This is a genomic window from uncultured Polaribacter sp. (assembly GCF_947501385.1).
Lineage (GTDB): Bacteria > Bacteroidota > Bacteroidia > Flavobacteriales > Flavobacteriaceae > Polaribacter.
This window is the reverse complement of the sequence record NZ_CANMVP010000002.1, coordinates 17,170-41,030: the sequence shown is the minus strand read 5'-3', so window position 1 is coordinate 41,030 and position 23,861 is coordinate 17,170. Positions and strand designations below refer to the sequence as shown.

General features: G+C 30.8%; 24 protein-coding genes. 15 read left to right on the top strand and 9 right to left on the bottom strand.

The features are described 5' to 3' along the window. The first annotated feature begins 224 nt into the window (after positions 1–224). Complete coding sequence (bshA, locus tag Q0998_RS01645; protein WP_299665300.1) at positions 225–1,358, top strand: N-acetyl-alpha-D-glucosaminyl L-malate synthase BshA; 1,134 nt, start codon at positions 225–227, stop codon at positions 1,356–1,358. A gap of 59 nt (positions 1,359–1,417) precedes the next feature. On the opposite strand, the gene Q0998_RS01640 is transcribed toward bshA, so the two are convergent. Continuing rightward, the gene (locus tag Q0998_RS01640; RefSeq protein WP_299665299.1) at positions 1,418–2,053 is read right to left on the bottom strand and encodes a DUF937 domain-containing protein; all 636 of its coding nucleotides are present in this window, start codon (positions 2,051–2,053) and stop codon (positions 1,418–1,420) included. Positions 2,054–2,175: 122 nt separating this feature from the next. Between Q0998_RS01640 and Q0998_RS01635 the strand changes: the two genes are divergently transcribed. The 3 genes from Q0998_RS01635 to Q0998_RS01625 all read left to right on the top strand — a co-directional run bounded on the left by Q0998_RS01635 (position 2,176) and on the right by Q0998_RS01625 (position 4,758). Then, complete coding sequence (locus Q0998_RS01635; RefSeq protein ID WP_299665297.1) at positions 2,176–3,501, top strand: dicarboxylate/amino acid:cation symporter; 1,326 nt, start codon at positions 2,176–2,178, stop codon at positions 3,499–3,501. Between the two features lie 87 nt (positions 3,502–3,588). Continuing rightward, on the top strand, positions 3,589–4,428 hold the full coding sequence (locus Q0998_RS01630; RefSeq protein ID WP_299665295.1) for a sulfurtransferase: 840 nt from the start codon (positions 3,589–3,591) through the stop codon (positions 4,426–4,428). A gap of 3 nt (positions 4,429–4,431) precedes the next feature. Next, positions 4,432–4,758, top strand: coding sequence for a hypothetical protein (locus Q0998_RS01625; protein ID WP_299665292.1), 327 nt, complete (start codon positions 4,432–4,434; stop codon positions 4,756–4,758). 89 nt (positions 4,759–4,847) lie between these two features. On the opposite strand, the gene Q0998_RS01620 is transcribed toward Q0998_RS01625, so the two are convergent. After that, complete coding sequence (locus Q0998_RS01620) at positions 4,848–5,504, bottom strand: HAD family phosphatase (protein WP_299665289.1); 657 nt, start codon at positions 5,502–5,504, stop codon at positions 4,848–4,850. 1 nt (position 5,505) lies between these two features. Beyond that, on the bottom strand, positions 5,506–5,922 hold the full coding sequence (locus Q0998_RS01615; protein ID WP_299665287.1) for a thiol-disulfide oxidoreductase DCC family protein: 417 nt from the start codon (positions 5,920–5,922) through the stop codon (positions 5,506–5,508). A 334-nt stretch (positions 5,923–6,256) separates the two neighbouring features. On the opposite strand from Q0998_RS01615, the gene Q0998_RS01610 reads away from it, so the two are divergent. From Q0998_RS01610 to Q0998_RS01595, 4 genes are read left to right on the top strand one after another with little or no spacing between them, the layout of a single operon-like run. Next, on the top strand, positions 6,257–6,949 hold the full coding sequence (locus Q0998_RS01610) for an ABC transporter ATP-binding protein (protein WP_299665284.1): 693 nt from the start codon (positions 6,257–6,259) through the stop codon (positions 6,947–6,949). Position 6,950: 1 nt separating this feature from the next. Next, complete coding sequence (locus Q0998_RS01605) at positions 6,951–8,183, top strand: ABC transporter permease (protein ID WP_299665281.1); 1,233 nt, start codon at positions 6,951–6,953, stop codon at positions 8,181–8,183. 2 nt (positions 8,184–8,185) lie between these two features. Beyond that, positions 8,186–9,430, top strand: coding sequence for an ABC transporter permease (locus tag Q0998_RS01600; RefSeq protein WP_299665278.1), 1,245 nt, complete (start codon positions 8,186–8,188; stop codon positions 9,428–9,430). 19 nt (positions 9,431–9,449) lie between these two features. Next, entirely contained in the window at positions 9,450–10,562 is a 1,113-nt protein-coding gene (locus tag Q0998_RS01595) for an efflux RND transporter periplasmic adaptor subunit (RefSeq protein WP_299665275.1), read from the top strand. A 196-nt stretch (positions 10,563–10,758) separates the two neighbouring features. On the opposite strand, the gene Q0998_RS01590 is transcribed toward Q0998_RS01595, so the two are convergent. Then, entirely contained in the window at positions 10,759–11,574 is an 816-nt protein-coding gene (locus Q0998_RS01590) for a DUF1853 family protein (RefSeq protein ID WP_299665272.1), read from the bottom strand. Positions 11,575–11,633: 59 nt separating this feature from the next. Here Q0998_RS01590 and Q0998_RS01585 point away from each other — a divergent pair, with 59 nt between their 5' ends. Then, entirely contained in the window at positions 11,634–12,305 is a 672-nt protein-coding gene (locus tag Q0998_RS01585) for a DUF2461 domain-containing protein (protein WP_299665270.1), read from the top strand. A gap of 36 nt (positions 12,306–12,341) precedes the next feature. Here Q0998_RS01585 and Q0998_RS01580 read toward each other — a convergent pair whose 3' ends face one another. Next, positions 12,342–13,685 carry an MATE family efflux transporter gene (locus tag Q0998_RS01580; protein WP_299665267.1) on the bottom strand — a complete coding sequence of 448 codons (1,344 nt, stop codon included), beginning with the start codon at positions 13,683–13,685 and terminating at the stop codon, positions 12,342–12,344. Between the two features lie 104 nt (positions 13,686–13,789). On the opposite strand from Q0998_RS01580, the gene Q0998_RS01575 reads away from it, so the two are divergent. The 3 genes from Q0998_RS01575 to Q0998_RS01565 are packed head-to-tail and all read left to right on the top strand — an operon-like array spanning position 13,790 to position 15,961. Continuing rightward, positions 13,790–14,185 (top strand): thioesterase family protein, encoded by a 396-nt coding sequence (locus Q0998_RS01575; protein WP_299665264.1) that lies wholly within the window; start codon positions 13,790–13,792, stop codon positions 14,183–14,185. 35 nt (positions 14,186–14,220) lie between these two features. Further along, positions 14,221–15,339 carry a DEAD/DEAH box helicase gene (locus Q0998_RS01570; RefSeq protein ID WP_299665261.1) on the top strand — a complete coding sequence of 373 codons (1,119 nt, stop codon included), beginning with the start codon at positions 14,221–14,223 and terminating at the stop codon, positions 15,337–15,339. 1 nt (position 15,340) lies between these two features. Further along, on the top strand, positions 15,341–15,961 hold the full coding sequence (locus Q0998_RS01565) for a trimeric intracellular cation channel family protein (RefSeq protein ID WP_299665259.1): 621 nt from the start codon (positions 15,341–15,343) through the stop codon (positions 15,959–15,961). A 48-nt stretch (positions 15,962–16,009) separates the two neighbouring features. On the opposite strand, the gene Q0998_RS01560 is transcribed toward Q0998_RS01565, so the two are convergent. Beyond that, positions 16,010–19,252 (bottom strand): S41 family peptidase, encoded by a 3,243-nt coding sequence (locus tag Q0998_RS01560; RefSeq protein WP_299665256.1) that lies wholly within the window; start codon positions 19,250–19,252, stop codon positions 16,010–16,012. Positions 19,253–19,350: 98 nt separating this feature from the next. Between Q0998_RS01560 and Q0998_RS01555 the strand changes: the two genes are divergently transcribed. Continuing rightward, the gene (locus tag Q0998_RS01555; RefSeq protein ID WP_299665253.1) at positions 19,351–19,815 is read left to right on the top strand and encodes a MaoC family dehydratase; all 465 of its coding nucleotides are present in this window, start codon (positions 19,351–19,353) and stop codon (positions 19,813–19,815) included. A 47-nt stretch (positions 19,816–19,862) separates the two neighbouring features. On the opposite strand, the gene Q0998_RS01550 is transcribed toward Q0998_RS01555, so the two are convergent. Continuing rightward, positions 19,863–20,282, bottom strand: coding sequence for a hypothetical protein (locus Q0998_RS01550; RefSeq protein WP_299665250.1), 420 nt, complete (start codon positions 20,280–20,282; stop codon positions 19,863–19,865). Positions 20,283–20,401: 119 nt separating this feature from the next. On the opposite strand from Q0998_RS01550, the gene Q0998_RS01545 reads away from it, so the two are divergent. Then, complete coding sequence (locus Q0998_RS01545) at positions 20,402–20,845, top strand: hypothetical protein (protein WP_299665248.1); 444 nt, start codon at positions 20,402–20,404, stop codon at positions 20,843–20,845. A gap of 1 nt (position 20,846) precedes the next feature. Beyond that, entirely contained in the window at positions 20,847–21,047 is a 201-nt protein-coding gene (locus tag Q0998_RS01540) for a helix-turn-helix transcriptional regulator (RefSeq protein WP_299665244.1), read from the top strand. A 51-nt stretch (positions 21,048–21,098) separates the two neighbouring features. On the opposite strand, the gene Q0998_RS01535 is transcribed toward Q0998_RS01540, so the two are convergent. Together Q0998_RS01535 and Q0998_RS01530 are read right to left on the bottom strand one after the other, a co-directional pair. Further along, a complete protein-coding gene (locus tag Q0998_RS01535; protein WP_299665241.1) occupies positions 21,099–22,496 on the bottom strand; it encodes a TolC family protein in 1,398 nt (465 codons plus the stop codon). Positions 22,497–22,500: 4 nt separating this feature from the next. Beyond that, on the bottom strand, positions 22,501–23,859 hold the full coding sequence (locus Q0998_RS01530; RefSeq protein WP_299665238.1) for a biotin/lipoyl-binding protein: 1,359 nt from the start codon (positions 23,857–23,859) through the stop codon (positions 22,501–22,503). Positions 23,860–23,861: the final 2 nt, after the last annotated feature.

The window sequence follows — 23,861 nt, the reverse complement described above, 5'->3', positions numbered from 1 at the left end:
GGATTCCCAAAGGGAAGGAACTTTTATAAAAAATAATCTTAATAAATAAATTTAAAAAAGAGCTTTTCATTAATTTTGAAAAGCTCTTTTTTTTATGATTTCATTTTAATTTTCCTGTAAGAATACCTTTATATTTACAACTAATAAAAAATAGTTGTAATCAAAAATGATTCAACAATCTTTAATCTTTGAATTTATAATTATTTAATCTTTTAAGAGTATATATGAAAATAGGTATTGTATGTTATCCAACATTTGGTGGAAGTGGAGTAGTAGCTACAGAGTTGGGAATTGCTTTGGCAGACAAAGGACATGAAATTCATTTCATTACCTACAATCAGCCTGTTAGGTTAGATTTTCTTTCACATAAATTGCATTTTCATCAGGTACAAATAGAAGAATACCCATTATTTGAATACCAACCTTATGAGCTCGCTTTGTCTAGTAAAATGGTAGAAGTAGTAAGAAAACACGAATTAGAAGTTTTACATGTACATTATGCCATTCCTCATGCCTATGCCGCTTTTATGGCAAAACAAATGTTAAGAGAAAAAGGATTAGATGTAAGAGTTGTTACAACACTTCATGGAACCGATATTACTTTGGTAGGTAGTCACCCAACCTATAAAACTGCTGTAGAATTTAGTATTAATAATTCTGATGTGGTAACCGCAGTTTCTAATAATTTGAAGGAAACCACCAATAAATTATTCAATATTACAAATAATATTGAGGTTGTTTACAATTTTATTGACACAGAAAAATACGACAATGCCAATAAAGAAGAATGCAAACGGTTGGCATTGGCAAAACCAGAAGAAAGAATTTTAACGCATATTAGTAATTTTAGACCTGTAAAAAGGGTAGAAGATGTTATAAGAGTTTTTAGTGAAGTACGAAAAAAAATTCCGTCTAAATTATTAATGATTGGTGAAGGACCAGAAAAAGTGAAAGCCAAAAAATTAACGAAAGAATTAAAAATTGCTGAAGATGTTTTCTTTTTAGGCAATAGTACCGAAGTTGCAAAAATATTATGCTATACAGATATTTTTCTACTGCCCTCTCAAACAGAAAGTTTTGGTTTGGCTGCTTTGGAAGCTATGGCTGCTGGTACCGCTGTTATTTCTACTAATACAGGAGGATTGCCAGAAGTAAATATTCAAGGAGAAACGGGATATTTAAGTAATTTAGGAGATGTTCATGATATGGCAAAAAATGCCATTTCCATTTTAAAAGACGATACAACTTTAGCTCGTTTTAAACAAAACGCAAAAAATCATGCAAAAAGATTTTCATTAGAAAATATACTTCCTGTTTATGAAGATATTTATAAATCGTGTTTTAAAAGTAAGGTATAAAGAAAAAGCTCAAACAAATTAATTGTTTGAGCTTTTTTATTACTTAAAATTCTTTTGATTTATTTTCCGAAAAGTCCACCTAACATACCTCCAAGTCCACCAGATTTTTTATTTCCACCTAAAAACATTCCAGCAACATCATCAATAACACTACCATCACCATCTGCGTCTAATATTTTTTCTAAGATACTTTGATCTTTATTAACTGAATTACCTCCTAATAAACCTCCTAAAAGACCTTTTAAATCTCCAGAGTTGCTAACATTCTGTTCTCTTTTTTGTTTTCCTAAAACACCCATCAAAATAGGCGCTGCAATTTTTAAAATATTTGCAACAGAACCAGCATCTAGACCAGATTTCTGCCCAATAATTTGCTGAACACCTTGTTGTTTATTACCTAAAATATGACTTAAAATTCCTGCTCCGTCTTGTTTTACATTTTCATCAACTCCACCACCAAACAAACCGCCTAGATTGTCTAAGATGCTACCATCGTGTTTATTAGATAGAGCTCCCATTAAACCTGCAGCACCCTCAGGAGTAGCAGCATTTCTTTCCATTGCTTTCATTAAAACGGGTAATGCCATCGCTAAAACACTACCTGTTTTGGTAGTATCAGTTCCAGTAGAACCTGCAACGCCAGAAACAATTTGTTTTCCTAAATCACTATTTAATAAGTCTAAAATACCTGCCATTTTATATATTTAATAATTAATATGTTTGTTTTCTTGAAATTTGACACAATATACAAATTAAAGTCACCAATATTTTTATTTTTTTTTTATCTTTCAAATTCAAAATAATTTTAAATATTTTAATGAAGAAATTAGCATTACACTGGAAAATATTAATTGGAATGGTACTAGGTATCCTTTTTGGTTTTATAATGAATACTGTAGATGGAGGTAAAGATTTTGTAACAGATTGGATCAAACCATTCGGAACCATTTTTATCAATCTCTTAAAATTAATAGCAGTACCGTTAATACTAGCTTCTTTAATAAAAGGAATATCTGATTTAAAAGATATTTCTAAAATTAAAAAAATGGGTTTAAGAACCATATCTATTTACATTGGTACCACTTTAATTGCAATAATTATAGGTTTAACCATTGTAAACGTGGTAAAACCTGGTGAAGGAATGTCTCCAGAAACCATCGAAAAAATTAAAATGAAGTACGAAACTTCTTCGGGTGTAACAGATAAGCTCGTAAAAGCATCTGCCCAAAATGATGCAGGGCCATTACAGGCTTTGGTAGATATTTTTCCAAGTAATATATTTCAATCTTTTGTAGATGCAAGCATGTTGCAAATTATCTTTTTTGCAATGTTTGTTGGGATTTCGTTATTATTAATTCCAGAGAAAAAAGCAAAACCATTAATAGATTTCTTTGATTCATTAAATGAAATGGTGATGAAAATGGTCGATTTAATTATGATTTTTGCTCCTTACGCAGTTTTTGCACTATTAGCAAACGTTATTATTGCTTTTGATGATACAGAAATACTCTTAAAACTACTCGTGTATGCTTTATGTGTTGTTGGTGGTTTAATATTAATGATTGGTTTCTACTTGATTTTAATAAGTGTGTATACAAAAAAATCACCGATGTGGTTTTTAAGACAAATAAGTCCAGCGCAATTATTGGCTTTTTCAACAAGCTCAAGTGCCGCAACTTTACCAGTAACTATGGAAAGAGTTGAAGAACATTTAGGAGTTGATAAAGAGGTTTCAGGATTTGTTTTACCCGTAGGAGCCACCATAAATATGGATGGTACAAGTTTGTATCAAGGAATTGCTGCCGTTTTTATCATGCAGGTAATTTGGCCAGAAGGCTTAACCTTTTCGAATCAATTGGTTATTGTTTTAACGGCTTTATTAGCTTCCATTGGTTCTGCAGCGGTACCAAGTGCCGGTATGGTAATGCTGGTTATTGTATTAGAATCTATCGGTTTTCCAGAGGAGTTATTACCAATTGGTTTGGCATTAATTTTCGCAGTAGACAGACCATTAGATATGTGTAGAACTACCGTAAATGTTACAGGAGATGCAACAGTGTCTATGATGGTAGCAAAATCTTTAGGCAAATTACATGATCCTAAACCTAAAGACTGGGATGATAATTATGATAAAGTGAAGTAAGATAGTTTCCAGTTGAGAGTATTTGTAAACAGTTTTGTTTGTCATTCAGAAAGAGATACGATTAAAAAATCTCAATTTTAAATATAAATGAGTCCAAAAATTCCAAGTCCTTTAGTTTCTGTAGATTGGTTGTATACAATTTTAAATAATAAAAATTTAATCATATTAGATTGTACCCTTCCTAAAGTTACAGATGATTCCATAATTTCTGAAGAAAAAAAACAAATTAAAGGAGCTTTATTTTTTGACATTAAAAATAATTTTTCAGATACAAAAGCAGCATTTCCAAATACGGTTTTACCACCAATAGAATTTGAGAGAAAAGCACAGGAAATAGGGATTAACCAAGATTCAGTACTCGTTTGTTATGACGATTTAGGCATCTATTCATCACCCAGAGTCTGGTGGATGTTTCAACTGATGGGTTTTAAAAATATCGCTGTGTTAGATGGAGGTTTGCCTGAATGGAAAATAAAAAATTATCCGATAGAAAATCCTGAAAATCATCAACCTAAACAAGGAAACTTTAAAGTTGATTATACATCAGAGAAATTAAAATGTACTGAAGATGTTCTCAATTCCATAGAAAACAAAGAAACTTTAATTGTAGATGCACGTTCTAAAGGAAGATTTTATGGAACCGAGCCAGAGCCAAGAAATAATTTAAAAAGCGGACATATTCCGAATTCTGTAAATTTGCCTTTTGGCGAAGTTCAGCAAGCTGGAAAAATGAAATCTAACGAGGAGTTAAAAAGTATTTTTAAAGAATATCAAAATAAAAAAGAAGTGATTTTTACCTGTGGTTCAGGAATTACTGCCGCTATTTTGGCTTTAGGAGCTGAAATTGCGAACATCAAAAACGTTTCAGTTTATGACGGTTCTTGGACAGCCTGGGGAAGTACAGATCATTTACCAATTTCATTATAAGTTATGAATTTAGATTGGACCAAAAAAGAGTTTGAAGCCTATTTGCTTTTATATGCAGCGCATTGCAACCATATAGAAGATATTGAAGAACAAAATTATATTTATTCTAAAGTAGATGAAAAAACATTTCATAAAATCCATACAGAAGTTGTAGTAGATTCAGACGAAGTGAGTTTGAATAAAATTGAGCAATATTATTTTGAAAATGATTTTACACAAGAAGAAAAAGACAGCTTATTAAGAGAGGTGAAAAAAGTGTTTTTTGCTGATGGCTCTGTGGACATTCAAGAAAAAAAAGTCTTTACAATTTTGAAGAAAATAATTCAGTAAATATTCATTTTTTATTGAATTTGAAGATTTACTGATAGTTAAGTGATCTATTTTTTTGAGGAGAAAATCAACAGAGAAACACCTATTTTCTAAACAAATGCTTTCAATTGATTGAATTTGTCAATTACAACATCTGCATTTTCTAATGTTTGACCTTCAGAAAGTTTATTAGCATAGCCAAAGACAAAGATATTGGCATCATTCGCAGCTTTAATTCCATTATCAGAATCTTCAATTACAATACAATTTTCTTTAGGTATATTTCCTAAAACAGCCGCTTTTTCAAAAATTTCTGGGTGTGGTTTTGATTCCATTAAATCTGCGCCAGATATTTTCGCCGTAAAATATTGGTTGAGATTAAATCTCTTAAAAACACGATCTATATTGATCATTGCAGAAGAGGAAGCTAAAATCAATGTGATTCCCCTGTTATAGAAATAATTGATAATTTCCTCGACTCCGTCTACCAAATGTAGATTTGGGTCGTTTTCAAAAAAGTTCACATAGCGTTTTCTCTTTTCTAGAACCAATTCTTCAGGATTGCTATCTAAATTAAAATGCGCAACCAGTCTTTGAAAAGCATTGATGGTAGAAGAACCTGTAAAAGATTTGTACAGTCCATCTGAAACAGCTACACCTAAAGAGTTAAAGGTTTCGTAATAGGCTTTTTTATGGATCTCTTCAGAATCTATAATAACACCATCCATATCAAATATGACACATTCAATTTCTATTGGTAAATTCATTTTAATTTAAAAATTTTGCTTTTAATTCAGGAGTGGGTATCATACAACTTTCTTTTTGTCCAAACCATTGGTATCTGTTTTTAGCAATATAATCGTAGATGAAATCTCTAAATCCCTCAGGAAAAATCCATAAAACTTTGGTCAGGTTCCACATTCCGCCAAAATCATTCATCACTTTTAATGCGGCTGTAGATTTTACATCGTAAGAAATTCCTGGTTCATATAAAATAATAGCATCTGTTTTAGAAGTATCAATTTTTAAATAATCGATAATTTGTTTTCCCGATTCAGACTGAATTGCAGCAAATAAAAAAGTATTTTTTTTATCGTGACGAATTGCTTTTATCACTGAATTATTGCATAAATTACAAATACCATCAAACAAAATTACTTTCTTATTTTTGGGAATATCAATCATTTAACTACTTAAATTTTATGAATTGCAAAGATACTTTAACTTTTTTTAATTGAATAAATTTCCCTCTTGGTTTTCCAAGAGGTATCAATTGATAATGTCATTCCCGTGAAAACGGGAATCTAAAATAATTTTTTTTTGGGGAGATTTAGTAATAGCATTTTTAGTTACCAATATTAAAAAAAAGATGATTTTAAAAAAATAACTATTTTCTTGTAACATATTTTATTTTGAGGCGTCTTATGTGTGTATTTGAATTGTTTTTCTTGTTGCTTTTAACATAAAATTAGCAACGGTACTCAATAGCAATCAATACTTTTATATCAAAAACCAACTGATGATTAAAATAGAACAACTACACAAATCTTATCCAATAGGAAAAGATTCTTTACACGTATTAAAAGGAATAGATTTACATATAAAAGAAGGCGAATTTGTTTCTATTATGGGTTCTTCTGGTTCTGGAAAATCTACTCTATTAAACATTGTTGGCTTATTAGATGTGCATGATGAAGGTAATTATTACTTGAATGGACAGCTAATTAAAGACATGAATGAGAAAAAAGCGGCGCAATTGCGTAATAAATTCTTAGGCTTTGTCTTTCAGTCCTTTAATTTGATATCTTATAAAACTGCGCTAGAAAATGTGGCATTGCCTTTGTATTACAAAGGGATCAATAGAAAAGAACGTTTAAAAATAGCATTAGATTACTTAGATCAAGTAGAGTTGAAAGATTGGGCAAACCACTTACCAAATGAACTTTCTGGTGGGCAAAAACAGCGTGTTGCTATTGCTAGAGCCTTGGTGACCAAACCAAAAGTAGTTTTAGCAGATGAACCAACGGGAGCTTTAGATTCTACAACAACAGATTCTGTAATGGATCTATTAAAAGATATTAATGATAAAGGAATGACCGTCTTTGTCATTACACACGAAGAGGAAGTTGCAGCCCAAACAAAAAGGATTGTTCGTCTAAAAGATGGTGTCATCATTAGTGACGAGTTAACCAAAGCAGCTAAAGCGGTTTAATATGTTTGATTTAGATCGTTGGAGAGAAATTTTTCAAAGTATTAATAAAAACAGGTTACGTTCTGTAATGTCTGGTTTTACTGTAGCTTTTGCAATTTTATTGTTTACATTATTATTTGGTATTGTAAGCGGACTAAGTAATTCTTTTAAAGGTGCTTTTGCAGATGATGCTCAAAACTCTATGAGAGTTCGTGTTTGGAAAACTTCTAAACCTTTCAAGGGTTTACAAACAGGAAGAAGAATTCAGCTTAGAAATGACGATTATAATTATGTTGCAGACGAATACGCAAATAAAATTCAATACCAATCTGCACGAATTTATAAAAACTTTACGATAAAATATAAAAACGAAGCAAGCACATACAATGTTAGAGCTGTAAATCCAGATCATCAATTTTTAGAAAAAACAATTATAGATGAAGGTAGATTTTTAAATGAAAGAGATTTAAGAGAAAAATCGAAATCGATTGTAATTGGAAGGTTAGTTAAAGAAGATTTATTTGGAGAAAGACCTGCTTTAGGGAAAAGAGTAAATGTAAACGGAAGTTCTTATTTAGTGATTGGTATTTTTTCTGATGAAGGTGGTGATAATGAAGAGAGGATGGCTTATATACCAGTTACTACTGCACAAATGATGTATGGTAATAATGATTACATCAGTCAGATTGTGTTGGGGTATAATCCTAATTTGAGCTTAGACCGAGCGATTGCTTTTGGGAATCAAATGGAAAGAGATTTACGGAAGAAGTTAAATATTCATCCAGATGATCAAAGTGCACTTTCTGTTAGAAATATGGCAGAAGCAAACAAAGGTGTAGGACAGTTTATGGGAATTCTATATGCCATTGTAATTTTAATAGGCTCTGGAACTTTAGTGGCAGGAATTATTGGGATTTCTAATATTATGATTTTTGTGATAAAAGAAAGAACCAAAGAATTTGGAATTCGAAAAGCTTTAGGTGCAGTACCGTCTTCTATTGTAGGTATGGTGGTTCAAGAATCAGTATTAATTACAACCATTGCAGGATATCTCGGGCTCTCCTTGGGAACCTATATTTTAACTTTAATTGGAGACAGTTTAGAAGAAGATTATTTTATCAAAGACCCAAGTGTAAGTCCTGGAATTGTTATTGGAGCAACAATTGTATTGATCTTATCAGGCTTAATTGCAGGCTACGTACCCGCAAAAAGAGCCGCAAATATTAAACCTATTGAAGCACTAAGAGCAGACTAATTATGAAATTTTTATTTGATTCAGATACTTGGCAGGAAATTTACGGAAGCATCCGTAAAAACAAAGTTAGAACTGCAATTACTATCATTGGAGTATTATGGGGGATTTTTCTTTTAGTAGTGCTATTAGGTGCTGCAAGAGGTATGGAAAACGGTTTTAATAAATTATTTGGAAATTTTGCAACCAATAGCGTTTTTGTATGGACACAATCTACAGATACCCCTTTTAAAGGTTTTCAAGAAGGAAGAAGATTTAAATTGACAATGAATGATATTGCCGTTTTAAATTCTGAATATTCTGAAGAAATTAAATTACTTGCACCTAGAAACCAAACAAGTAACTTAATTATACATGATTTTAAATCGGGTGATTTTAGGGTTAGTGGAGATTATCCTGTATTAGATCAAATTCAAAAGAAATCTTTGTTATATGGACGATTTTTAAATGAAAATGATATTTTGTCAACAGCAAAAGTAGCAGTCATATCAGAAGATATGTACAAACAATTGTTTGATAAGGATGTAATGCCTATTGGTCAATATATAAAAATAAATAGTATTAATTATAAAGTTATTGGAGTTTACAAACCTTCAAACACCATAGATTTTGATGGAGATTGTGCCTATATTCCTTTTACGACTTTTAGAAAAGTATACAATACAGCCAATAAAGTAGATTGGATGATGATTACTGCAAATGAAGGAACCGATATAGAGCAAATGGAGAAAGATGTGTTATTAACACTAAAAGGACTTCATAAAGTACACCCTGAAGATGAAAGAGCTTTTGGTAGCGTGAATTTAGGAAAAGAAATTGGGAAAATTACAGGTTTTATAACTGGAATGCAGTTTTTAACCTGGTTTGTAGGAATTGCAACCTTAATTGCAGGAGTTTTTGCGATTGGGAATATTCTATTAATCACTGTAAAAGAAAGAACAAAAGAAATAGGAATTAGAAGAGCCTTAGGTGCAACACCTAAAAGCATCAGGCAACAAATTATTTTAGAGTCTGTTTTTCTAACAACTATTGCAGGAATGCTAGGTATTATATTTGGGAGTTTTGTGCTGTTTATAATTGATTCCGCATTTGGTCAAGGAGAAGATGCTGCTTTGATAAACCCAACAGTAAATATTCCCATTATTTTGATAGCATTTGCCACACTAATAGTTCTAGGAACTTTAATAGGATTAATTCCTGCGCATATGGCAACAGTAGTAAAACCAATAGAAGCATTAAGAGAAGAATAAAATCAATTAACAACAAATCATGAGTAAGAGATCAAAAATTATTTTAATAGTTATCGCAGTATTTTTTATTGCAGCACTTGTTTGGTTCGGTAAAAAGAACAAAAAAGGTATTGTAGAATATGAAACTGAAACCCCGTTTAGAACAACCATCATTAAAAAAACAGTTGCTACTGGTAAAGTAACACCTTTAGAGGAAATTGAAATTAAGCCTCAAATAACAGGAATTATCGACAAAATTATGTTGTTAGAAGGTTCTAAAGTGAAAAAAGGAGACTTGATTGCAACGGTAAGAGTAGTGCCAAACGAGCAATCTTTAATAAGTGCAAGAGGTAGAGTAGACAATGCAAAACTGAGAGTAAATAATGCAGCAGTTTCTTACAAAAGAACTAAGAATTTATTTGATAAAGGTGTAATTGCCAGAGCAGAATATGAAGGTGTAGAATTGACTTATGATCAAGCGAAACAAGATTTAAAAAATGCTCAGAATGATTATTTGATTATCAAAAGAGGTTCTGCTGGTTCTGGAGGTTCAGCAAACACAAATATTATGGCACAAATGTCTGGAACCATTTTAGAAATTCCTGTAAAAGAGGGTGATCAAGTAATTCAATCTAACAACTTTAATGCAGGTACAACTATTGCTTCTATAGCAGATATGAGTAAAATGATTTTTGAAGGAAAAGTAGATGAATCTGAAGTTGGAAAATTAGTGAATGGAACAGATATTGAAGTTTCAATTGGTGCTATTGAAGGTAAGAAATTTCCTGCAAAATTAAACTTTATTGCTCCTAAAGGAACCGAAGAAGGTGGCGCAGTACAATTTAAAATTAAAGCAGATGTTTCTTTAGATGATAAATTCTTTATAAGAGCAGGGTATAGTGCAAATGCAGATATTGTTTTGGTGAAAAAAGACAGTGTTCTTTCTATTAAAGAAGGATTATTAAAGTTTGATAAAAAAACAGAAGAACCTTATGTAGAAGTTAAAACAGGCGAAGGTACTTTTGAAAAAAGAACTTTAGAATTAGGAACTTCAGACGGCGTAAATGTAGAAGTTTTAGCAGGTGTTACCAAAGATGATGAAATAAAAATTTGGAACAAAGTTTCTAAAGATGATAAAAATAAAGAGAACTAATTTTAAGAATTAGCTGATTTTAAAAAGAGGAACTTATTTATTTAAGCTCCTCTTTTTTATTTTATATAGTTTGTAATAATTATTTAAAGCTTTTACATGAGATAACTAAACCTTAACAAAGTTAATGTTGTTAAGGTGTTATTTGGAATCTTGAATTTTAAACCTTAAACCTTAAACCTCAAACCTCAAACCATTTTCAAACCCACCAAACTAAAAAGAACTTTTTAATTTCTCCATTTTGTTTTTTTAACCAACACAATGGCGAAAACTGTCTTTCTAAATAGTCATTAGATTTCTGATTAAAATCCGTATAGTTTAGCCAAGGTACATTTTGGTTCGGAATTACCAACCAATCTTTTTTATTAGGAATATAGAATTTGCAATTAGAAAACTGTTTTAATTCTTTTTGATTGATATAAAACCCAACAATACAATCTAGATTGAGTTGCTTTAATTGTATGTTTAGATTAGCATAAGGAACAAATAATTGTGCTTTAAAATAAACTTGTTGTTCCATGTTTTTAGCATTTAAGTTGAGGGTACTTAAATAGGCTGAACATTCATCAGAGTAGAGTAGTGGCAATTGTTTTTCTTTCAATTTAGAAAGTTTTTCAACCAAAGAATCTTTTCTATTTGGACCAATAAAATGTTCAATTTCAGTTTCTCCAACAGAAGCATGATACAGGTAGAACTTATAAATAATTTCTAAATGAATGGTTTTTTGATCTCTTAAAACAATACAATCTAATTCTCCTAAAGTTCTTTTTTCTTGTTGAATTTGAATATTTTCTGATATGATTTCTACGGATAAATCTTGAGCTAATTGGTAAGAAACAAAACGTTCTATATATTTTCCCAAACGTAAATTTTCATTAATTTCAAGATCTATTTTTGTAGATTTCAATTGAATATAAAATTGATCTAATTCATAAACGGTATTACCATTCCACAAACAAGAAGTCTGTAAAAAACCTTCAAATCTTTTTTGAATCTCTTTTGTTTTTTGATGCATTTCAAATTCGAAGTTACAAATCTATTTTGTAAATTGATCCTCTAAAATTTTATTAAAAAATGCAATTTGAAAAATCCACTTTTGAGTACCTTCAGAATTTAAAGAAAAACAATAACAGAGATTGGTTTGCAGATCATAAAGATACCTATTTAAAAGCACAGCAAAATGCAAAAGACGTGTTTGCAGAAATACACATCAACTTGCAAAAGCACGATGAAATAGAGAAATCTAAAATGATGCGAATTTATAGAGATGTACGTTTTTCTAAAGATAAAACTCCTTATAAGGTTCATTTTGCAAATTCATACTCTAGATTAGGTAAAGAATTAAGAGGTGGTTATTTTTTAAGAATTAGACCAGGAGAGTCTTTTTTAGCTGGCGGATTTTGGGATCCAAACAAAGAAGATTTATTTAGAATTAGAAAAGAAATTGAATTGGACGCTTCAGAAATTAAAAACATTTTAGAAAATAAACATTATAAAAAACATTTTGGCGGTAAATTTGAAAGCTTTAGCGAGTTAAAAACGGCACCCAGAGGTTTTGATAAAGAACACCCAGATGTTGATCTATTGCGTAAAAAAGGATTTATAGCGAGTAAAAATTTTACAGATGCAGAAGTGCTATCTCCTAATTTTGTAGAAGAAGTAGATAAGAGTTTTAAGGCTTTACGTCCGTTTTTTAATTTGTTTAGTGATATTTTAACCACTAATTTGAATGGAGAAACTCTTTAGATTTACGGTTTTAAAGTTCCAAGTTTAAAGTTGGAATTAAAGAGGTTTTAGATTCTTATCAACTTCACGCTTTAAAACCAAAACGGTTATTATTGTAGATAAGGTATCTGCAATTGGGAAAGACCACCAAACACCGTTCACTCCATAATAGATGGGTAAAAAGTAGGCTAGAGGAATCAAGAATATTCCTTGTTTTAGAAGCGTTAATAATAATGCGGGCATCGCCTTTCCTGCTGCTTGAAAATATGCGGAACCAATTAGTTGCATGGTAACAATTGGCGTTACCAAAAATACAACTAGCATTGCATCTGGTGTTTGTTCTAATAGCGTTGCATCATTGGTGAAAATCCAAATAATTTGTTCTTTAAAAATAAGAATTGCAATAAAAATGATAGTTCCTAAAATGGATCCAAAATAAATAGACTTCTTGATGGTTTCTTTAACACGATCATTTTTTTCTGCACCAATATTAAAGCCAGCAACTGGTAAAAATCCTTGAGAAACCCCTAAAACAGGAGATAAAGCAAACATCATTACTCTATTTATAATTCCAAAAACGGCAATAGAAATTTCGCCACCATAGGTAAAAAGTGAATAATTTAAAACAATCATTAAAATACTTATGGCACCTTGTCTTACGATAGAAACACCACCCAGTTTCGTGATTTCTTTTACAATTTTAAAATCTAATTTAAAGTTTTTTGGAATTATTTTCAATTCACTTTTCGAAGATAAAAAGAAAGATAAAATATACAAACCACAACTTGCATAGGATATGGAAGTCGCCAAACCTGCGCCCCACATTCCCCAATCAAAAACTTTTATAAAAAGAATATCTAACAGAACGTTTAGAACGGCAGGAACCATCATCGCATACATGGCAAATTTGGGTTTTCCTTCGGCTCTAATTACAGGATTTCCCATCATTGCAAAGGCTAAAAATGGAACGCCATAAATAATCACGCCAAAATATTCGGATGCAATGGGTAAAATAGCTCCTTTGGCTCCAAATAAATTCAGAATGGGAACACTAAAAACATTTCCCAGCACTACAAAGAGAATGGCTAAAATAACGGTTAAGCAAATCTGATTTCCGAAAGTTAAGAAGGCTTTTTCAGAATTATTGGCGCCCAAGGCTCTAGAAATAATGGAACTTCCTCCAATACCAATTCCCATTCCTATCGAAGAAATTAAAAAAGCAATAGGTAAAACCACCGTAATTGCAGCAATTGCCAAAACACCAATCCATTGTCCCACGAAAATCGTGTCTACAATCATATTTAAAGACATTACAAGGATTCCTATAGTTGCAGGAACCGCTTGTTTTATCAATAATTTACTAATTTTTTCTGTACCTAAATCGCTTGCTAGTTTGTTCATAAAAGTCGTGCAAAGAAACTAAATAATTTATGTTTTTTCGAAATTGAAACATCAATAATTATTATAGGACTATTAAAATTTCTAAGTTTGTTAAAAATTGAATAATGGAAACTATTTTTGAACTAAAATTAGAAGTAACATCAGAAGATATTGATGATTTAAATCATGTAAACAACGTGGTTTACGTAAAATGGATGGATACCGTTGCTTTTAAACATTGGTCTTTTCTAACTTTAGAAAACCCTTTACCAGAATATATTTGGGTGGTGTTAAAACATGAAATTGAGTACTTAAAACAAGCTGTTTTAGGAGATGTAATTACCGTAAAAACTTGGGTAGGAGAAACAAGAGGTTTTCAATCTGAACGTTTGATGGAATTTTATAAAAACAACGAGTTATTAGTAAAAGCAAAAACTATTTGGGGAATGTTAGATGCTAAAAGCTACAAACCCGCTAGAATTAGAGAAAATGTATTGAAAGTATTGCAACCACCTAAATAAAAGTATCTTTGCAAAATATATTAGAAATAGCAATTATGTCAACATTTACAGCGTTAGGAATTCAAAAAGAATACATTCAAGGATTAAAGGAATTGGGAATTAAAGTTCCTTCAGAAATTCAAGAAAAAGCAATTCCTATTTTATTAAACTCAAAAGTAGACTTTGTAGGTTTAGCGCAAACAGGTACAGGGAAAACGGCTGCTTTTGGTTTGCCAATATTACATCATATTGATACAAGCAAAGATGAAATTCAAGCATTAATTTTATCGCCAACAAGAGAGTTGGTGCAACAAATTAAAAAACAGCTTTTTAAATATACAAAATACTGTTCTGAAAAAATCTTTTTAGAAGCTGTTTTTGGTGGTGAGAAAATTGACATTCAGATTGGTAAATTAAAAAGAACCACACATGTTGTGGTTGCAACTCCAGGTAGGTTAGTAGATTTAATTGAACGTGGAGAAATTGACATTAGCAATATTAAAACCTTGGTTTTAGATGAAGCAGATGAAATGCTGTCTATGGGTTTTAAACAAGATTTAAATAGAATCTTGAAGTTTACAACAGGAGAAAGAAATACCTGGTTGTTTTCTGCAACAATGCCAGATGAAATTCAACGTATTATTAAAACCTACATGGATGCTAATGCACAAAGAATAGAAATTGATAGAAATTCTTTGGTAAATGAGAATATTAGACATCAATATGTTAAGACTACCATTAAGCAAAAAACGAACGATATTATTTCTTATATAGGAAGAAGAGGAACTGAAAGAGGAATTATTTTTTGTAGAACAAAATTAGGCGTTCAAAACCTTTTTAATCAATTAAAAGACGAAGGTTTTTCTGTGGGTGCTCTAGAAGGAGATATGCAGCAAAGAGATCGTGAAAAAGCAATGAGAGCTTTTAAGAATGAGAGCGTTCAATACTTAATTTCAACTGATGTTGCTGCAAGAGGAATTGATGTAAGAGGTTTAGAGTTTATAATCCACCACCAATTGCCAGAGCAATTAGAATACTACACACATAGAAGTGGAAGAACAGCAAGAGCTGGAAAAACTGGGAATTCGATTGCTTTTATTTTACCAAGTGAATTGGAAAGAATTCATGAAATTCAAAAAGACTTACATATAAAATTCACAGAAATTACAGCCTAAAATGGATGTTATTTATGCGTTAGATATTTTAGGCACCTTTGCTTTTGCAGTAAGTGGTGCTTTGGTCGCTTCAGATAAAAAATTCGATTTATTTGGGGTGATAATTATTGCATTTGTAACTGCTGTAGGTGGCGGAATGTTAAGAGATATTTTAATAAATGCGCATCCAATTAATTGGATTGGCGATTTAAATTATTTATACACTATTTTTTCGGCGGTTTTTTTAACGTTTCTTTTTAAAAGTAAAATTTTACCACTAAGTAAAACGATGTTTTTGTTTGATACTATTGGTTTGGGTGTTTTTACTTTATTAGGTTTAGAAAAAGGATTGACTTATGATTTACACCCATTAATTGCCTTAATTATGGGGATGATTTCAGCTGTTTTTGGTGGTGTCTTGCGTGATGTTCTAACAAATAAAGTACCGTTAATCTTTGAAAAAGAAGTATATGCCTCTGCTTGTTTAGCAGGTGGAATTACCTATTTAATTTTAAATTATTTTAAAGTTGAAGAAGATATAAACTTTATCATTTCTGCTTCTATAGTGGTAATTATTAGAGTGATTGCTGTAAAATTCCACTTAGAACTTCCGAAGGTAAAAGATGATATTTTTGGTAAATAATATAAAAAAGCGAAGTTAATACTTCGCTTTTATTTTAAGTCATTATACTTACTCTACATCTTTCATCAATTCTCTTATAGAACGTAATAATTGTTGATCTATTCCATTATCGATTTGTCCAGGCATATTTTTAACCTGTATTAATGGTTCAGTTTGATTATTTTCCATCCATTCTCCTGCTTTATTTTTTGCGCTTATCGGAACAACTCCCCAGTAAGATCCATTTGGTAAACTTTCCCATCCTGCAAAACTACAAGTACCAGGAACTGGCATTCCAACTGTTTTTCCAATTTTTAGATCTGTGTAACCAGAAGCATAACAATGTCCATCAGAATACATACTTTCATTAAAAATAGATAAAGTTGGTTTTACCCAGCGTGAAGTTGGTTCTCCACCAACAACCTTAGCTTCAGTTGCATACGTTATAAAAGGAACACCTGTAAAAAACATTGCTAAATCTGCCACTAAATCTCCACCGCCATTAAATCGCGTATCAACAATGACCCCTTTTTTTTCTGAATATTTTCCCATCATATCTTGGTAAATGCTTCTGTAAGGACCATCACCCATTCCTGGAATGTGAACATAACCTAACTGCCCATTACTTAATTTTTCAACTTCTTTCTCATTTATTTTCACCCACCTATCATATAATAATCGATTTTCGTCTCCCAAAGAAATTGGTTTTATAGTAATAGTTTGTGTTTTTTTAGTTTTAGGATCTAATATATCCAATAACATAAATTTGCCTACTTTTCTATTAAAATATTTTGCAACATCCTCATTTTTTTCGATTGAAACACCATCAATTTTTTTGATAATCATTCCAGCAGTAACTTTAAATTTCGCTTTATCTAATGGACCATCTTTAATAATTTCTTCAATCAAAATTCCATCATCAGTATAATTATAGTTCATAAAAATACCCAAAGAAGCTGTGGTATCTGCATTTGAAACATTACTACCTCTATAACCTGCACCAGCATGAGATACATTTAATTCGCCTAACATTTCTGATAACATTTCAGAAAATTCATATGTATTACTAATATGTGGTAAATATTTTTGATACTCATTCTTCATTTTCCCCCAATCCACACCGTGAAAATCTGGATGATAAAAAATAGCATTTGTACGAATCCAAACATGGGAGAACATAGCTTCTCTTTCTGCATATTCGTCTAATTTTATTTCTCCTTTAATTTGAACTCCTTTTTGTTTTTTAGTTTCAGGATCTAGTTTGGTGATTTTTCCGCTACTTAAAAGATATAAGTTTTTCATTTCTTTATCCCATTGTAAACTTCCAAAACCAACATTTAGTTTCATTAACATTTTAGTTTCTCGAGTACGTAAATTTGTACTCCAAAGATTAGATTTACCTTCAAAACTCGCTAAATAGTATAATTTGTCTCCTTTTTTAGATAATACAGCATCTCCTAGACGTGATGAATGAATGGTTAACCTCTTCGTTCTATCTTTCATATTATCCCAATCAAAAGTTAAAGGGTTTTCTTCTTTTTTTTCCTCCTTCTTATTTTTACCTTTTTTCTTATCATCCTTTTTATTTTTTTCTTCTTTTTCTTTTTTCTTTTTTTCTACTTCTTTTATCGCTTCTTTTAATTTATAATCTTCATCACTTAAGTTAAATTCGTCCCAAGCATCTTGCGTAAAAAACATACTATACACATCATTTTGAGAACGACCACTTGTAGCGTATGATTTCAATCCGTTTTTATTACTAAACCATATCATTTGCTTACCATCATTTACCCATTTAGGTGAAGCATCATAATAGCCACTTTCGTTTAAATTTATTCTTTTAGAACCGTCTGCTGCCATTAATAAAACTTCACTATTACTTAATGTTTTGCTCCAATCTACTAATAACCATTTGCTATCTGGACTCCATGTAAAATATTTGTCTCCATCTCTCATGTGAAACAAATCTTTTGGTGTTAAAAGTGTTACTTCTTTATTTGTTTTTACATCTCTAATTTTTAAAGTTCTTCTTCCTTCAATGAACGCTATTTTTTTTCCATCGGGAGAATATTCTGCTAAATAATTGTCTAACGTATTATCAATTAAAACTTCTTCTTTTATTAAAGTTGCAGCGTAAAAAAACGGTTCTTGCATTCTTGTTTTTTTAGTTTTAAAAACACTCCATTTTCCATTTCTTTCACTACTGTAAATAACAGATTCACCTTTAGGTCCCCAAGAAACAAAACGTTCTCTTTCTGGCGTATTTGTTAATCTTTTGGTGAACGATTTATCTACAGAAGTAACAAAAACTTCTCCTCTTGCTATAAAAGCAATTTCTTTTCCGTTCGGAGATACAGAAATTTCATTAATGCCACCATTTACGGAAATAAATTTATCTGTATTTTCTTTATCTTGAGTAATGATATTTACATATATTTTTTTCGCTTTTTCGCCTTCTCTCATTGTATACAATTCACCATCATAACCAAAAGAAACCACCCCATTTCCAACACTTAAAAAACGAATTGGATGCAGTTTAAAGTTTGTTAATTGTTCATCTTGATTTGGGTTTTCTAAAGAAAGCTTATGAATGTTAAAAGTGCCGCTTCTTTCACTCAAATAATAAATACTTTTTTCATCTTTACTAAAAATAGGTTGTCTGTCTTCTGCATGGTGAGAAGTAATCATCTTGTGCGCACCAGATTTTGTATCATATGTCCAAATATCTCTTGTGATTGAAGAAGTATGATGTTTTCTCCATTCATTTTCACCTCCTTTTTTATCATGATAAATCATCTTTTTTCCATCTTTAGAATATTGTACATATTCTGCAGGAATTGTTAAGAGTTGTGTTACTTTTCCTGAACTTATTGGTACGCTATACAATTCTGATTGTGAGGAGTGAGGGAATTGTCTATGACTTGCAGCATCTTGTCTCAATGCCCCAAAAACAACTTCATTATCATTTGCAGAAAATGAATAAGGATGTTCATCATTAGAATGGAAGGTCAATCTGGTAGCTTGACCACCATTTGAACTCATCACAAAAATGTCAAAATTACCATATCTGTTAGATGCAAAAGCAATTTTGCTTCCGTCCTTGTTCCAAACAGCTTTATAATCGTGTGCACTGTGATAGGTTAATTGTTGCGCATTTCCGCCAGCTGAATTTACTTTGTATAAATCACCTTTATAGGTAAATGCAATTTGTGATCCATCAGGAGAAATTGAAGAATGTCTCATCCATTGAGGATTGTTTTGACCATATATTGATATGGAGAAAAGTGTAAAAAATAAGATTAGTTGTTTCATTTATTAAATTTTTCCTAATTTAATAATTTGAACTAAGATGTTACATTTTTAATATGTTAAAAAAAGCTTAACGCTTAAAAAATTAAACTGATAGAAGTATGGATAGGCAATTATTTAATAATATAAATGAATTTAGAACTATGCTAGGTAGAAGTTTACCTAAAGGAAATTGGTACTCAGTAACCCAGGAAATGATTCATGATTTTGCCAATGCAACACTAGACAAACAGTGGATTCATGTAGACGAAGTTAGAGCAGCCAAAGAGTCTCCTTATAAAAGTACCATCGCACATGGCTTTATGTCTGTTGCGATGATTTCTAAATTACTAGAAGATGTTTTTGTCATTAAAAGTTTAAAGATGGGCTTGAATTATGGTTTGAATAAAGTCCGTTTTCCAAATCCAGTTACTGTACAAAGTAAATTAAGAATGCATGCAAAAGTTATTGGCATTGACGATCTAGCGAACAACGGTATTAAAGCTACTTTTTCTTGTATTATAGAAATTCAAGGGCAAGAAAAACCAGCCTGTGTCGCTGAATTTTTAGCGGCTTTATACGAATAAAAAAGCCTGCAAGTTGCAGGCTTTTTTTTAGTAGATCGTTATTATTACTATTTTAGAATTCCATCTTGAATACATTTCTTAGAATACCAAATTAAGAAAGCACAAACAATAATAACCATAACTGGCATGATGATCATATTCAATTCAATATTTGTTAAAATATATACTTGCTGAATCGTTGCGCAAATTCCTGAAATGATAAATAAATAATAAGCTACTTTCTTTCTTGCTAAAAGGAATATACATCCTAAAAGTCCGCCAAAAACGGCCAAAGCAAATAAGGCAGTTATCCAAGCAGGATATGTTATCATCATTTCTGCTTGTTGTTCTTTTGGTAGTTTGGCAATCATTTCATCTGTCATAAAAACTTGCAATAAGTAAGCACCTACGCCCATTAAATTCCAAAGAAGCGCACATACACCAATTATCCAAAAAGATGTTGTTGGTTTTGTTGAATTAATTTCCATAATTAAAAGTTTAGTGAATTGATTGTTTAAATGTAATAAAAAAAAATTGTAAAATCCAAAAATGTAAAGTATATTTGTCATTATATAAAGTAAACTTGTCTAATTATAAAATATATAGTATGAAAAATACATCCATTTGTGAAAGAGAAAGAAGTTATTTAGAGAGAATGAATAAGTTTCAATTGGCTCATAAATTTAAAAAATTTGGTTATTATATCACCTTTATTGCTTTTGGGGGTATGATTGCAAAGAAATTTTTTGACGAACCAGATTGGGTAAAACCACTTTTGTCTGGGATTTTATTAGTTGGAATGTTGCTATTATCTATTTCAAAAGATAAAATCGAAGATGAATTTATTGAAACCTTAAGAGCACAATCTTATAGAATCGCATTTATTTTAGTCATTCTTTACACTCTTGTACAACCTTTCATTAATTATGGAGTTGGTTTATTGTTTAATGAAAATGAAAAATTAGAAAGTCTAGATTATTTTCAAGTATTATTTTATATGTTGTTGGTACAGTTGATGGTATTTTGGAATTTAAAAAGAATGAACAAATAACATGAAAAATACACTAAAAGTGCAACGCGCTATTTTAGATTTAACACAAGACGATTTGGCAAAAAAAATTGGTGTTTCTAGGCAGACAATTAATTCTATTGAAAAAAACAGATATGTTCCTTCTACATTGTTGGCTTTAAAACTTTCTGCTGTTTTTAAGATTTCTGTAAACGAATTCTTTAAGCTAGAAGAAGATGACTAACATAATAATTCTAATCATCTTCTTACTACTAAACTAGGTGTTTTCTATATTTTAATTGATAGAAATAACTGCTTCTTTAAACAAACTAGCTTTCGCTTTAAAATAAGAGTTTTCTAAGCTAATAGCTTTTAATTTAGAATCTATAAACTTTTCTTCTCTATAATTTACGAGAAATAAGGAGCTTTCTCCTAAGAAAAATTTACGTTCTTCTGCTTTCAACAACACATCATAATCTCTAACAATTCTAAAGGTAAAATCGTTTTGAATTACATAAGAATCTAATTCTTGCTGAATGGCATTTATTTTATTTGTAATAACCACTTTGGCAGTCTCATTTTCTAGTTTTTTGTCTTGTAATTTTATTTTAGCTAATTTTAAATCTCCCCTTTCTTTCCTGATGAACAAAGGCATACTAAAATTAACCCCCGCTTTGTAATTATTGGTATTGAAAGAATTTATTTGATCTCCGTTTGGTGATAAAAAATTATACTGAACATCTATTTTTGGTAATAAGTTGTTTAATTTTAGGCGTCTGTTTACATCTAAGCTTTTGATTTTAAATTCTAAAGATCTAATTTTAGGATGGTTATCAATTTCAAAATTTTCATTATTAAACAAAGCGATATTAAATGTACCGTCTATTTTATTGATTGTATTTAAATCTGGAATTATATTTTCTCTTAATTCTATAGGAGTATTTTCATTCAACCATAAATAATTAGATAATTCTAATGAAGATTTTACTAATTTAATTCGTGCTTTTTCTAAATTTAGTTTTCTAGAGTTTAGCGTGATTCCTGCTTCTAAAGTATCTATTGCAGGTTTTTCTCCTTCTTGAAAAGCTCTTTTTGTTCCTTCAAAACGAATTCTAGCATTGTTTAAAAATGAGTCATACACAAGTTTTTCATTGAATGTTTTTAGCCAATTAAAATAAGTAAGCGAGGCTTCATATAAAATGGTATTTACCAATATTTGTTGATCTTCCTTTGCTTGATTTAAAAAGAATTTAGCTTGCTTTAAGGAAGCCATTCGTTTGTTAATTAACAAATTTCTAGCCAAAGAAACAGAAACACCAGCACTATATAAGCCGTCTAAAGGAACATTATTTTCTGGATTTAAGAAAACCCCATCATTCTGTTCAAAATTTGCCTTAAATTCTACACCGTACCAAGTTGGTATTTTGAATGCTCCGTTTAATTGGTTGTAATATTCTTTCTCTTTAAAGAGTTTTTTATCGAAATCTACTTCAATTTTAGGATCAAAAGCACCTCTGGCTTTTAGCAATTTAGCTTCACTATTATTAATTACAAGGTTTGCTTGTTTTACAATAGGATGATAGTTTTTTACATAGCCCAAATACTCTGATAAAGTCATGATGTTGTTAACTGTATCTTGTGCCTTTAGTTGAGAAAAAATCAATAAAAATATAATAATTATATAATTTTTCATTCGACTATTTTTTTACGTCAGATTTTCCTTTTTTTCCACCTTCTGGTTGATAGTAGTTAGGAGGGAAGCTGTTTAACTGTCTCCACAATTCAAACCAAATTGGCACGTCTTCTAAAAGTGCAATTGTTCTTGCCCCAGAACCTACTCTAATGGCTGTTGGCCAATTATGATCTTTTTCATCTGGTGCTAAAAGAATTCTGTATTTGCCATTATCACTTATAAAATTTTCTATGGCAACTACCTTTGCACCATAGGTTCCGTAAGAAACGTTTGGCCAACCAGAGAAAACAATTGCTGGCCAACCATCAAATTGTACACGTACTTCTTCACCGATATGCAATAAGGGCAAATCTATAGGCCTCACAAACGTTTCTACTGCCAAATCATATTTTTCTGGCATAATACCCACTAAAGATTCTCCTTCTTTAAAAGTACCTCCTATGCCGCCTTTAATAGCTTTGTTTATATATCCGTTTTGAGGAGCTGTAACATACAAAAGACTATTTCTTACTCTGTAATTGCTATTGCTATTCTCTAATTTAGAAACTTGAGCTTTTGCATCAAAACCACTAGATTGAGCAGTAAACATATCACTTTGCGCCTTTGAAATTTTATCTGCGAAAGTTGCACCAATTCTTGTCAACTCTAATTTGGCATTGAGCACTTCATTTTTACTTGCTAATAATTTGTTTTCTTGTGCAATTAGTTTTGCTTGTGTCTCTTGCAGTTTTAAACGTTTCTGTTCAACATCTACTACCGCTTTTAAACCTTCTTTTTGAAGAGTTTCGGTTCTTTCATACTGCTTTTCTGCAATTTTCAAATTTGTTTTTGCAGCTTCAAAAGCAATGCTATCACTTTGCACTTTTAATCGGGCTTGTAAGAGCTTATTTTTTGTTTGTTCTGTCTTTAAACCACGTTCTTGTTTTAAAGCTTGCACTTGTCTTTTTAAAGCTTGCACTTTTCCTTGATATGCACTTACAGAAGATGTTTTTGCATCAATCTGATCATTAGTTCTTTCAATTAGTCGACTGTCAAAATAATCACTTTTAATTTCAGAAATTCTAAGAATTGTATCACCTTTTTCTACAAAATCTCCTTCTCTTACAAACCATTCTTCAATTCTACCAGGAATTTGAGATTGAATACTTTGTGGTCGTTGATCTGGAGTTAACGTGGTTACTTGCCCTTGAGCAGTGATATTTTGGGTCCATGGTAAAAATAAAATGATAAAACCTATCACAGCAAAAACTAATAAAAACTTGTTTAATGCTTTGTAATATTCTTTGGTAAAAATTTTTTCACCAGATTTAAAGTTTTTTAAATCTACTTGTTTGTGTAATTGATTGTTAGAAATATTTAACATTG

Excerpts from the sequence above, each read along its gene's own strand:
- bshA (WP_299665300.1), top strand. The coding sequence starts at position 225 with ATGAAAATAGGTATTGTATGTTATCCAACATTTGGTGGAAGTGGAGTA.
- Q0998_RS01640 (WP_299665299.1), bottom strand. The coding sequence starts at position 2,053 with ATGGCAGGTATTTTAGACTTATTAAATAGTGATTTAGGAAAACAAATT.
- Q0998_RS01635 (WP_299665297.1), top strand. The coding sequence starts at position 2,176 with ATGAAGAAATTAGCATTACACTGGAAAATATTAATTGGAATGGTACTA.
- Q0998_RS01630 (WP_299665295.1), top strand. The coding sequence starts at position 3,589 with ATGAGTCCAAAAATTCCAAGTCCTTTAGTTTCTGTAGATTGGTTGTAT.
- Q0998_RS01625 (WP_299665292.1), top strand. The coding sequence starts at position 4,432 with ATGAATTTAGATTGGACCAAAAAAGAGTTTGAAGCCTATTTGCTTTTA.
- Q0998_RS01620 (WP_299665289.1), bottom strand. The coding sequence starts at position 5,504 with ATGAATTTACCAATAGAAATTGAATGTGTCATATTTGATATGGATGGT.
- Q0998_RS01615 (WP_299665287.1), bottom strand. The coding sequence starts at position 5,922 with ATGATTGATATTCCCAAAAATAAGAAAGTAATTTTGTTTGATGGTATT.
- Q0998_RS01610 (WP_299665284.1), top strand. The coding sequence starts at position 6,257 with ATGATTAAAATAGAACAACTACACAAATCTTATCCAATAGGAAAAGAT.
- Q0998_RS01605 (WP_299665281.1), top strand. The coding sequence starts at position 6,951 with ATGTTTGATTTAGATCGTTGGAGAGAAATTTTTCAAAGTATTAATAAA.
- Q0998_RS01600 (WP_299665278.1), top strand. The coding sequence starts at position 8,186 with ATGAAATTTTTATTTGATTCAGATACTTGGCAGGAAATTTACGGAAGC.
- Q0998_RS01595 (WP_299665275.1), top strand. The coding sequence starts at position 9,450 with ATGAGTAAGAGATCAAAAATTATTTTAATAGTTATCGCAGTATTTTTT.
- Q0998_RS01590 (WP_299665272.1), bottom strand. The coding sequence starts at position 11,574 with ATGCATCAAAAAACAAAAGAGATTCAAAAAAGATTTGAAGGTTTTTTA.
- Q0998_RS01585 (WP_299665270.1), top strand. The coding sequence starts at position 11,634 with ATGCAATTTGAAAAATCCACTTTTGAGTACCTTCAGAATTTAAAGAAA.
- Q0998_RS01580 (WP_299665267.1), bottom strand. The coding sequence starts at position 13,685 with ATGAACAAACTAGCAAGCGATTTAGGTACAGAAAAAATTAGTAAATTA.
- Q0998_RS01575 (WP_299665264.1), top strand. The coding sequence starts at position 13,790 with ATGGAAACTATTTTTGAACTAAAATTAGAAGTAACATCAGAAGATATT.
- Q0998_RS01570 (WP_299665261.1), top strand. The coding sequence starts at position 14,221 with ATGTCAACATTTACAGCGTTAGGAATTCAAAAAGAATACATTCAAGGA.
- Q0998_RS01565 (WP_299665259.1), top strand. The coding sequence starts at position 15,341 with ATGGATGTTATTTATGCGTTAGATATTTTAGGCACCTTTGCTTTTGCA.
- Q0998_RS01560 (WP_299665256.1), bottom strand. The coding sequence starts at position 19,252 with ATGAAACAACTAATCTTATTTTTTACACTTTTCTCCATATCAATATAT.
- Q0998_RS01555 (WP_299665253.1), top strand. The coding sequence starts at position 19,351 with ATGGATAGGCAATTATTTAATAATATAAATGAATTTAGAACTATGCTA.
- Q0998_RS01550 (WP_299665250.1), bottom strand. The coding sequence starts at position 20,282 with ATGGAAATTAATTCAACAAAACCAACAACATCTTTTTGGATAATTGGT.
- Q0998_RS01545 (WP_299665248.1), top strand. The coding sequence starts at position 20,402 with ATGAAAAATACATCCATTTGTGAAAGAGAAAGAAGTTATTTAGAGAGA.
- Q0998_RS01540 (WP_299665244.1), top strand. The coding sequence starts at position 20,847 with ATGAAAAATACACTAAAAGTGCAACGCGCTATTTTAGATTTAACACAA.
- Q0998_RS01535 (WP_299665241.1), bottom strand. The coding sequence starts at position 22,496 with ATGAAAAATTATATAATTATTATATTTTTATTGATTTTTTCTCAACTA.
- Q0998_RS01530 (WP_299665238.1), bottom strand. The coding sequence starts at position 23,859 with ATGTTAAATATTTCTAACAATCAATTACACAAACAAGTAGATTTAAAA.